The sequence below is a fragment of the Vibrio sp. DNB22_10_4 genome (assembly GCF_052879755.1).
In genome coordinates, this window is sequence record NZ_JBNNXW010000136.1 from 1 (window position 1) to 233 (window position 233).

Here is a 233-nt window from a genome sequence, read left to right on the forward strand (position 1 = left end):
CGTCGATCGTGCGCATGCAACCGAGGCACAGGCCACGCGCGTCATCCATCTTGCAAACGCTGATGCACGGCGACGTGACCGGCTGCGCGCGCTCGGCCTGCGCACGACTATTGCGCAGCTTGCCCAGCGAGAGCTTCAGTTGTGCGCGGGTGCAACTGTCCATCGATGTTCGATCAATCACGCTGGGCGATGTCGGCCACAGGCGCGCCGGTCATCGCTTCCAACTCGGCCGG

At 65.2% G+C, this 233-nt stretch carries 1 protein-coding gene; it reads right to left on the bottom strand.

All coding sequences use genetic code 11. The annotated features are described in order from the left end of the window. Window positions 1-163 (bottom strand): DUF1289 domain-containing protein (locus ACVA6Q_RS24985; protein ID WP_446649274.1); only part of this gene is annotated, 163 nt, incomplete at its 3' end. Between the last annotated feature and the right edge of the window lie 70 nt (window positions 164-233).